We start from the raw sequence: 9,091 nt of genomic DNA on the forward strand, positions 1-9,091 counted from the left end.
GACGAAACATGACGGAACTTGCTTATCGCTCTTACAACTTTTTCACCAAACGGCAGTCCGGATTGCTGGTTGTCATTGGCCTTTTGGTTCTGTTGTTCCTGTTTGGCGCATTCATTTCCGGCAGATTCAGCTCTGCATCGAACCTGTTGAACGTGTTTGAACAGTCAACCGGGCTGGCATTGGTCAGCCTTGGGCAGACAATGGCGGTGCTGACAGCAGGGATCGATCTGTCGGTTGGCTCGATGATCAGCCTGCTGAGCGTGCTCCTGTCCGGCACGATTGACGGCGAAGCGACGCGAGTGCTTCCGGTGTGTCTGGGCATCATGGTATTGGGCGTAGCTATCGGAAGCCTGAACGGCCTGACTGTTATCTGGCTGAAGGTACATCCGCTGATCGTCACCCTCGGCATGGGTGCACTGCTGCAAGGGGTTACGCTGCTGTATACTCTGGGACCGGCAGGTTCGGTTCCCTTAGAATTTGACTTTGTCGCCTACGGACGGGTTGCCGGGCTTCCGGTAGGTGCGGTTTTCACGATTGTCCTGTTCATTCTGGTGGCTCTGTTCCTTCGGTATGTACCGTTTGGCCGGTTTATCTATGCCGTTGGCGACGATGAGGCCGGTGCCCGCTTGATGGGTCTTCCACGCAAGCGCGTGCTTGTCTTTGTATATGCGTTTTCCGGCTTCTGTTGCGCACTGACTGCGATCTACCTTGTTGGTCGGTTCGGGGTAGGCAATGTCTACACCGGGCAAAACTACACGCTTGCGTCGATCACTCCGGTGGTGGTCGGAGGCACCCTTCTGACCGGAGGTCGCGGTGGTGTCATCGGGACTCTGTTCGGGGTCTATCTGATCTCGCTTTTGAATAACCTGCTGAATTTCATGGATATTTCCACGCACTATCAGCTTATCATCCAAGGTCTGATCATCATTCTGGCCGTGTCCGTTTATGTCGAGAAAAAGAGGGCTGTGTGATGCAACAAGCCGTGAACGCTGAAATGTCGACCACAAACCAGAAATCCAAGGCAATAAAGGAGCTTGGTGCCCGCTATGGTATACATCTGGCGCTTGTCGCCCTGATCGTAGTGTCGGGCATCGTGTCTCCGGCCTTTCTGTCGGGCAACAACATCTCGAACATGCTTTTGCAAGCGGCGCCGCTTGGTATCGTCGTGATTGGTCAGGCTTTTGTGATCCTTGTGCGCGGTCTGGACCTGTCAGTGGCCTCTATCATGGCGACAGCAGCCGTTGTTGCCACGGCCTTCAACGGCCAGCCCGGGGATGTCATACCCATTATCCTGATCGCATTGGGTATCGGGCTGTGCACCGGCTTGATCAATGGCCTGTTGGTTACCAAGCGCGACGTATCCCCGTTTCTTGCCACGCTTGCGACCATGATCGTTTTGCAAGGGTTACGTTTTGCCTACACGCAAGGCGCACCATCCGGGAATGTACCGCATTTCTTCCGGATCATTGGTGCCGAGACCTTCTATGGTCTGCCGTACAACGTGGTCATTCTGGCGATCCTCGCCGTCATCTTCTCGGTCGTGCTACATAAGGCGGCCTTTGGTCGGCAGGTCTATATCACCGGCGGCAACCCCAAGGTCGCGCAACTGGTCGGAATCAACGCGGATCGGGTCACCATCATCTGCTATGTTATTTCGGGTGGCCTTGCTGCCATTGCCGGACTGGTCCTGTCAGGGTTCGTCGGCATCGTGGACAACTGGGTTGGCCGCGGGTTCGAGCTGGACTCCATCGTGGCAGCCGTCATGGGAGGCATTGCCCTGTCTGGCGGACGCGGCAGCATTCTGGGTGGCCTGGTTGGCGCCGCAATCCTGATCGTCGTGTTCAACGCAGTTCTGCTGTTCGGAATGCCGGTTCAGTTTCAGATCATCATCAAAGGCATCGTGATCGTCATCGCGGCCGCCTTCTACGTCAAACGCGGCGCTTGAAGCGCCAGGAGGAAGACATGGGTAACGACGTTACAGGTAAATCGATCATCGTGACCGGCGCGGGCCGTGGAATAGGAGCCGGAATCGCAAAAGATCTGGCTGAGAAAGGCGCGCAGGTTTGCGTTGCGGATCTGAACGAAGACGCCGCGAAAGAGGTGGCCGCCAAGATTGGTCATGGGGCCATAGGTGTCGGCGTCAATGTAGCCGACCGGGCATCCACCCGCGCGATGATCGGCGCAGCAGTGGCGGCATTCGGCAAGCTTGACGTCATCTTCAACAATGCCGGGATCAGCCAGACCTGTCCGTTCATGGAAATCGTTGAGGACGACTGGCAGCGCATCATGGATGTGAACGGCAAGGGTGTGTTGATCGGTACGCAGGAAGCGGCCCGGCAATTCATCGCGCAGCGTACGCCGGGCAAGATCATCAATACGGCATCGATTGCCGCGAAACAGGGCTATCCGCTCTTTGCTCACTACTGTGCCTCGAAATTCGCGGTTGCCGCGCTCACTCAGGCTGCTGCGCGCGCTTTGGCCGAGCACAAAATTACGGTGAATGCATTTGGACCCGGGGTCGTCAAGACCGAACTGTGGGAACAGCTGGACCGCGAGTTCATCGAACGGGGCGTCACCGAAAAAGAAAACGAAGCGATCGACGGGTTCTCGGAATCCATTCTGTTGGGTCATGCTGCGATTCCAGCCGATATCGTGGGAACGACGACCTTCCTGGCCTCCTCAGCCTCTGACTACATGACCGGGCAAACCGTCATGATCGACGGCGGCATGGTTCTGATCTGAATAGAAGGACAAAGACAATGGGACGTACACAAGACCAGATCGCCATCGTTACCGGCGGTTCACGCGGGATCGGTGGAGCCACGGTAACGCGACTGGCTGAAGAAGGCGCGAAGGTCACGATCTTTGACGTGATCGAAGAAGCCGGGCTGGCCCATTCTGAAAAACTACAGGGCAGGGGGTTGGATGTCGATTTCATCAAGGTTGATGTGACTAACGAAGAGAACGTGCAATCGGCAATTGATGGGGTGATTGGCAAGCACGGCCGTCTCGACATTTTGGTGAACTGCGCGGCGATCACCGGCGTGAACAAGTTTGCCCATGAGGTCGAAGCCGAAGAATGGGACAAGGTCTTTGATGTGAACGTCAAAGGCTCGTTCCTGTGCACCAAGTACGGCGTTCGGCCGATGATGGAGCAAAAGAAGGGCGCAATCGTCAATTTCTCGTCGATCTACGGTCTGATCGGCAACGACGACTTGCCACCGTATCACGCCACCAAAGGCGCAATCCTGTCGATGACCAAAACCGACGCGATGTGTTACGCGCGCCATGGCATCCGGGTGAACACTGTGCATCCCGGCTCGACCATGACCGAAATCTTTATGCAGGCGGCAGAAAGCTATCCCGAAGGCAAACAAGCTTACCTCGACATGATGGGCAAGCTTCATCCACTCTGTCTGGGAGAGCCGGTTGATGTGGCCAACTGTGTTTTGTTCCTCGCCTCAGACGAGGCCCGCTTTGTTACAGGAGCAAGCCTGGCCGTTGATGGCGGCTATACAGCGCAATAAGGAGACAAGATATGCGTGCCGTCCGCTTTCATAACGCCAAGGATATCCGCGTAGAAGAGGTGCCCGCGCCCGACAGCAATCTGGCCGCTGACGAAGTGCTGGTGCGACCAGGGGCCTGCGGGATTTGTGGAACCGATTTGCACGAATACATCGCAGGCCCCATCGTGACCCCGGAAACGCCGCATGTGTTTACAGGGGCCACGAACCCTCAGATTCTGGGCCACGAATTCGTCGCGGTGGTCGAAGCGGTCGGTAGCAATGTCAGCCACGTGAAACCCGGCGACAGGATTTCAGCTCAGCCCTTGATTTCGCCTCGGGACGACTATTTCGGACGGCGTGGACAATACCATCTGAGTGACAAAATGGCATGTGTCGGCCTCAGTTGGGCCTGGGGTGGCATGGCCGAACAGGCGGTGCTGCCGGGCTATTGCGCACAGCCTGTGCCGGATGCGGTGTCTGATGATCAAGCCGCCATGATCGAGCCAGCTGCGGTCGCAATGTATGGGGTTGATCGTGGCCAGATCGGCGCGGGATCGACCGTGTTGATTTCGGGCGCCGGACCGATCGGAGCGTTGACGGTGATCTGCGCCCGCGCTGCCGGAGCAAGCCTGATCATCGTCTCTGAACCGAACCCAAACCGGCGGCGGATCATCCAAAAGATCGACCCAGCTGTTGTCGTTGTCGATCCGGCAACCGAAAAGGCGGGCGATGTCGCCAGAGATCTGACCGAGGACCATGTCGGCGTAGATGTCGCGCTGGAATGTGTTGGTCTGGAGGTATCGCTGAACACATGCGTCGGCGCAGTGCGCAGGGGTGGCAAGGTTGTTCAGGTGGGGCTTCACATGAAACCCGCCAGCATTGATGCGATGCTTTGGGCGCTCAAGGATATCAGTGTCGAAGCGACGTGGTGCTATCCAACTTATGTCTGGCCGCGTCTCGCGGGATTGATCGCCGCGGGAAAACTGCCCGTGGAAAAAGTGATCACTGGTCGGATCGATGCAGATGACGTGGTCGACAAGGGGTTCGAGGCCCTGTTGGACCCAGGCGGTGAACACCTCAAGATACTCGTTGAAACATGACCCGGACAGCCCTGATCATAGGCGCTACCGGCCTGTCCGGTAGCCATCTGGCTGCTCGCCTGAGCCAATCCGGAAGTTGGTATGTCTACGGTTTGTCCCGCAGGGGAAAGGACGTGCCTGGCATCGACATGCCCCTCGCCGTAGTTCTGACGGACGAAACAACCAGTGTGGCGCTGCTGTCTAAACTTACCGATGTCACCCATGTCTTTTTCTGCACATGGTCAAGGCGGGAAACGGAGGCCGAAAACTGTCGGGTGAACTGGGCGATGGTCCGCAACGCGCTGAACGTGGCCGTTACGCTGGCCGTTTACGCGTCCATCTGCGCAGAAACAGGGCGGCCGTTTCTATTCCCCGGATCGAAGGCACAATACCCTTCCGTAGCAGACATCACTGATGCCCGCTTACTGGCTCAACACCCGGAATGGTCCGCGACAACGCCGGTCGCCGCAAACACCGCCTTCAACGTAGTGAACGGGGATCTGTTCCGATGGGAGTGGATATGGGGCCAGATCGCAGGCTGGTTCGGGCTCAAGGATGCAGGCGCACCTAAGCAGGTCACGCCGTTGAAAATCCAAATGGAAGACGCAGGTGAAATTTGGACCCGGATCGTGAGCAAGCACGCACTGCGGGATCATTCTGCGTCGAAGCTGGCCTCATGGTGGCACACGGACGCTGATCTGGGTCGCGAGATCGAATGCTTCAACGACATGCGCAATAGCCGTCAGGCCGGGTTTTGTTCTCATCAAAACAGTGCCCGTTCGTTCTTTGACGTTTTTGAGGCGCTTGTGAAAAACCGGATCATCCCGGCTCCGATTGGAAAGGAAATAACATGACCGTCAAAATCGCCATGATCGGACTGGGTTGGTGGGGGCAGAAAATGGTTTCTGTCCTGCAAGCCGCGCCGGATGAGATTGAGGTTGTGCGTGCGGTAGAACCAAACCTCAGTGCGGTGAAAGGATTCGCGCGCGAAAAGGGGCTGTTTGTCACGACGGAATACGCGGATGCTCTCAACGATCCAGAGGTTGAGGCGGTCGTTCTGGCGACTCCGCATTCTCTGCATGAACAGCAGATCGAACAGGCGGTTGCTGCCGGAAAACACATCTTTTGTGAAAAGCCGCTGGCCCTCACGAAAGCAGGCGCTGAAAAAGCCGTGCGCTTATGCGAGGAAGCGGGCTTGGTTTTGGGCATGGGTCATGAACGTAGGTTCGAACCGGCCATGGCCGAACTGCTTGCCATGGCAGATTCAGGAGATCTGGGGCGTGTCCATCAGATCGAGGCCAATTTCAGCCACGACAAATTCGTGTCACTTGATCGCGACAACTGGCGCCTCAAGGCCGATCAGGCCCCAGCTGGCGGAATGACCGCTACCGGTATTCACCTGCTGGACTTGTCGGTGCGACTGCTCGGTGAGGCGGAAAGCGTTCTGTGCCATTGCGAAAACCTCTCTACCGATCTGCCGCAGGGCGACACCGTGGCGGCCTTCGTAAAATTCAAAAATGGCGGTACGTCTTATGTCTCGGCCTCTCTGGCGAATCCATTCGCCTCGCGATTTGCGGTCTACGGATCAAAGGGCTGGGTCGAAATCCGCGATAAGGCTCATGTCGAGGCACCGGACGGATGGGTCGTCACCAAAGGACTGGTGGATGCGCCCATTACGGTCGAGGAAATCCCAACAGCGGAAGCAGTGAAGTTCAACCTGATCGCCTTTGCCCACGCGGTCGAAGGTAAAGGTTCCTACCCAATTACATCTGGCCATCTGGTCAACAACATCGCGCTGCTCGAGAGCGTTTTCAAATCGGCCCAAAGTGGAATGATCGAGAAAATCGCATGACGAATTCAACGATGAAAGCACTTGTATTCGAAGAACCCAAAAAGCTTGTCGTCTCATCTCAACCCGTTCCCGAGATTGACGCCAACACGGTTCTGGTCAAAACGCGAAAGGTCGGCATTTGCCACTCGGACTATGAGTTGTTGGCTGGGCAATACATCATTCCGATCAGCTATCCCGTTGTTCCGGGCCATGAGTGGGTCGGCGAGGTTGTTGAAGTAGGAAAAAACGTAACTGGGTTTGCGCCGGGTGACCGCGTAGTTGGCGAATGCGTGATCAATACCCCAGAACGCATTCACCATTTCGGATTTTCGATGAACGGCGCGGATCGGGAGTATTTCACGGCCCGACCCGAGTGGCTGCACAAATTGCCGGACGAGGTCGACGATGCCAAGGGCGCTCTGATCGAACCATTCACATGCGGTTACTATGCGGTCTTGCGCGGAGGCGGCACAAACGCCAGCGAAACCGTCGTCGTTTCTGGTGGTGGTACAATCGGTTTGGTTTCAGCGGCCGCGGCGATTGGCATGGGCGCGCGCGTGATCGTTGTCGACCCGATCCCGCTGCGACGCGAGACGGCGTTGAAACTCGGCGCGGATGCGGCGGTCGACCCGACCGACCGGAACCCTGTTGAGGCAGTGCAGGAATTGACCAATGGCGGGGCCGATCTGGTGATTGAGGCCGCAGGCCACGCGTCGTCGCTCGCCAATGTGTTTGACTACGCGCGCCCGGAGGGACGGGTGTCCATGGTCGGTATCAATATCGGTCAGAAATTTTCTGTAGAGCTCGGCCTCATCCAGATCAAGGACCTGAAAGTAAACGGCTGCATCGGATCGCCGGGCGTCTGGCCCGGAGCCATTCGGTTCCTCGGTCGTACGGGGCTGGACCTGTCACCAATCCAGACTCATGTGTTCAATCTGGATCAGGCGGCTGAGGCGTATGAGTTGGGGAAAGAGCCGACACAGGCGGTAAAAGTCACGCTCGACATAGCAAACTGAAATCTTTCAACTAACGACTTGGATACGGCTGTTTAGGCGGCTCAATCCTAGACCTCACGGAGTCAAAGATGGCGCCTAATTCCTATGATCTGATCGTAATCGGCGCCGGTCCGGGCGGCTATGTTGCGGCTATCCGCGCGGCGCAGCTGGGTCTGAAAACGGCCGTTGTCGAACGCGAGCATCTAGGGGGCATCTGCCTGAACTGGGGCTGTATCCCGACCAAGGCGCTGCTGCGCTCGTCTGAAGTGTTTCACCTGATGGAACGCGCCAAGGATTTCGGACTGAAGGCGGACAAGATCGGTTACGATCTGGATGCGGTTGTAAAGCGCTCTCGGGGCGTTGCAGGGCAGCTGTCCGGCGGCATCGGCCACCTGTTGAAGAAAAACAAAGTAACCGTTGTGATGGGTGATGCGACGATCCCTGCCAAAGGGAAGGTCACCGTCAAAACCGACAAGGGCACCGAAGAACTAACCGCCAAGAACATCGTTCTGGCCACCGGTGCACGGGCGCGCGAACTGCCGGGGCTCGAAGCAGATGGTGATCTGGTGTGGACTTATAAGCACGCGCTGCAACCGCCTCGGATGCCGAAGAAACTTTTGGTCATCGGATCGGGCGCGATCGGTATCGAATTCGCCAGTTTCTACAACACGCTGGGCGTCGACACGACTGTGGTCGAGGTGATGGACCGCGTGCTGCCGTTCGAAGACGCCGAGATCAGCGCGCTGGCCAAGAAAGCCTTCACCAAGCAGGGCATGACCATCATGGAAGAGGCGATGGTCAAGCAGCTAGACCGCGCCAAGGGCAAGGTCACGGCCCATATCGAGGTCAAAGGTAAGGTCGAGAAACACGATTTCGACACAGTGATTTCTGCCGTGGGTATCATAGGCAATGTTGAAAACCTGGGGCTTGAGGCTTTGGGCGTGAAGATCGACCGGACCCATGTCGTGACGGATGAATTTTGCCGTACCGGTGTCGAGGGGCTCTACGCCATCGGCGACATCGCGGGCGCGCCTTGGCTGGCGCACAAAGCCAGCCACGAAGGCGTCATGGTCACCGACCTGATCGCCGGCCAGCACGCGCATCCGATCAAACCGGAAAGCATCGCGGGTTGCACCTATTGCCAACCGCAGGTCGCGTCGGTTGGATATACCGAAGCAAAGGCCAAGGAACTGGGATACGACATCAAAGTTGGCCGCTTCCCGTTTATCGGCAACGGCAAGGCGATTGCTCTGGGTGAGCCGGAAGGTCTGATCAAAACAGTCTTCGACGCCAAGACCGGTGAGTTGCTGGGTGCCCACATGATCGGCGCCGAAGTAACCGAACTGATCCAGGGCTACGTCGTGGGTCGCCAGTTGGAAACCACGGAAGAAGACCTGATGAATACCGTCTTCCCGCACCCGACGCTGTCCGAAATGATGCACGAAAGCGTGCTCGACGCCTATGGGCGCGTAATCCACATGTAGAAGGATCGTAAATAAAAGCGACGGTTTTGACGCAAACTTCGTGACAGATTGCGTCAAAGTCTCTGGTCTGTGCTGATCATCCAAGCAACGAACACGGAAATTGAAATCCACGTTAAACGCCATGTGGAGATCAAATCGATTCACGTTCAGCCCGGCAGTCAGATTGTTTCAAAAGACGGAATGATTGTGATGGGGA

The 9,091-nt window shown here is 56.9% G+C and carries 9 protein-coding genes; all 9 read left to right on the top strand.

The window, feature by feature from the left end:
- Positions 1 to 8: 8 nt before the first annotated feature.
- The 9 genes from AC2TDA_RS22290 to lpdA all read left to right on the top strand — a co-directional run bounded on the left by AC2TDA_RS22290 (position 9) and on the right by lpdA (position 8,895).
- The gene (locus AC2TDA_RS22290; protein WP_480881228.1) at positions 9 to 971 is read left to right on the top strand and encodes an ABC transporter permease; all 963 of its coding nucleotides are present in this window, start codon (positions 9 to 11) and stop codon (positions 969 to 971) included.
- A complete protein-coding gene (locus tag AC2TDA_RS22295; protein WP_480881240.1) occupies positions 971 to 1,945 on the top strand; it encodes an ABC transporter permease in 975 nt (324 codons plus the stop codon). The genes AC2TDA_RS22290 and AC2TDA_RS22295 overlap by 1 nt, the downstream gene beginning before the upstream one ends.
- Before the next feature lie 17 nt (positions 1,946 to 1,962).
- Positions 1,963 to 2,742, top strand: a complete 780-nt coding sequence (locus AC2TDA_RS22300; protein ID WP_480881230.1) for a glucose 1-dehydrogenase — start codon at positions 1,963 to 1,965, stop codon at positions 2,740 to 2,742.
- A gap of 17 nt (positions 2,743 to 2,759) precedes the next feature.
- Positions 2,760 to 3,527, top strand: coding sequence for an SDR family NAD(P)-dependent oxidoreductase (locus AC2TDA_RS22305; RefSeq protein ID WP_480881232.1), 768 nt, complete (start codon positions 2,760 to 2,762; stop codon positions 3,525 to 3,527).
- Between the two features lie 11 nt (positions 3,528 to 3,538).
- Positions 3,539 to 4,606, top strand: a complete 1,068-nt coding sequence (locus AC2TDA_RS22310; protein WP_480850643.1) for a 2,3-butanediol dehydrogenase — start codon at positions 3,539 to 3,541, stop codon at positions 4,604 to 4,606.
- Positions 4,603 to 5,439: an NAD-dependent epimerase/dehydratase family protein gene (locus AC2TDA_RS22315; protein WP_480881233.1), complete on the top strand. Its 837-nt coding sequence runs from the start codon at positions 4,603 to 4,605 to the stop codon at positions 5,437 to 5,439. Before AC2TDA_RS22310 ends, AC2TDA_RS22315 begins: the two co-directional genes overlap by 4 nt.
- Positions 5,436 to 6,437: a Gfo/Idh/MocA family protein gene (locus AC2TDA_RS22320; RefSeq protein ID WP_480881235.1), complete on the top strand. Its 1,002-nt coding sequence runs from the start codon at positions 5,436 to 5,438 to the stop codon at positions 6,435 to 6,437. Before AC2TDA_RS22315 ends, AC2TDA_RS22320 begins: the two co-directional genes overlap by 4 nt.
- Positions 6,434 to 7,432, top strand: a complete 999-nt coding sequence (locus tag AC2TDA_RS22325; protein WP_480881237.1) for a zinc-dependent alcohol dehydrogenase — start codon at positions 6,434 to 6,436, stop codon at positions 7,430 to 7,432. The genes AC2TDA_RS22320 and AC2TDA_RS22325 overlap by 4 nt, the downstream gene beginning before the upstream one ends.
- A 68-nt stretch (positions 7,433 to 7,500) precedes the next feature.
- Entirely contained in the window at positions 7,501 to 8,895 is a 1,395-nt protein-coding gene (lpdA, locus tag AC2TDA_RS22330) for a dihydrolipoyl dehydrogenase (RefSeq protein WP_480881239.1), read from the top strand.
- Positions 8,896 to 9,091: the final 196 nt, after the last annotated feature.

The sequence above is a fragment of the Ruegeria sp. HKCCD6426 genome (assembly GCF_057221115.1).

What these genes read in the sequence shown, in the direction of transcription:
- AC2TDA_RS22290 (WP_480881228.1), top strand. Translation starts at nt 9, where the DNA reads ATGACGGAACTTGCTTATCGCTCTTACAACTTTTTCACCAAACGGCAG.
- AC2TDA_RS22295 (WP_480881240.1), top strand. Translation starts at nt 971, where the DNA reads ATGCAACAAGCCGTGAACGCTGAAATGTCGACCACAAACCAGAAATCC.
- AC2TDA_RS22300 (WP_480881230.1), top strand. Translation starts at nt 1,963, where the DNA reads ATGGGTAACGACGTTACAGGTAAATCGATCATCGTGACCGGCGCGGGC.
- AC2TDA_RS22305 (WP_480881232.1), top strand. Translation starts at nt 2,760, where the DNA reads ATGGGACGTACACAAGACCAGATCGCCATCGTTACCGGCGGTTCACGC.
- AC2TDA_RS22310 (WP_480850643.1), top strand. Translation starts at nt 3,539, where the DNA reads ATGCGTGCCGTCCGCTTTCATAACGCCAAGGATATCCGCGTAGAAGAG.
- AC2TDA_RS22315 (WP_480881233.1), top strand. Translation starts at nt 4,603, where the DNA reads ATGACCCGGACAGCCCTGATCATAGGCGCTACCGGCCTGTCCGGTAGC.
- AC2TDA_RS22320 (WP_480881235.1), top strand. Translation starts at nt 5,436, where the DNA reads ATGACCGTCAAAATCGCCATGATCGGACTGGGTTGGTGGGGGCAGAAA.
- AC2TDA_RS22325 (WP_480881237.1), top strand. Translation starts at nt 6,434, where the DNA reads ATGACGAATTCAACGATGAAAGCACTTGTATTCGAAGAACCCAAAAAG.
- lpdA (WP_480881239.1), top strand. Translation starts at nt 7,501, where the DNA reads ATGGCGCCTAATTCCTATGATCTGATCGTAATCGGCGCCGGTCCGGGC.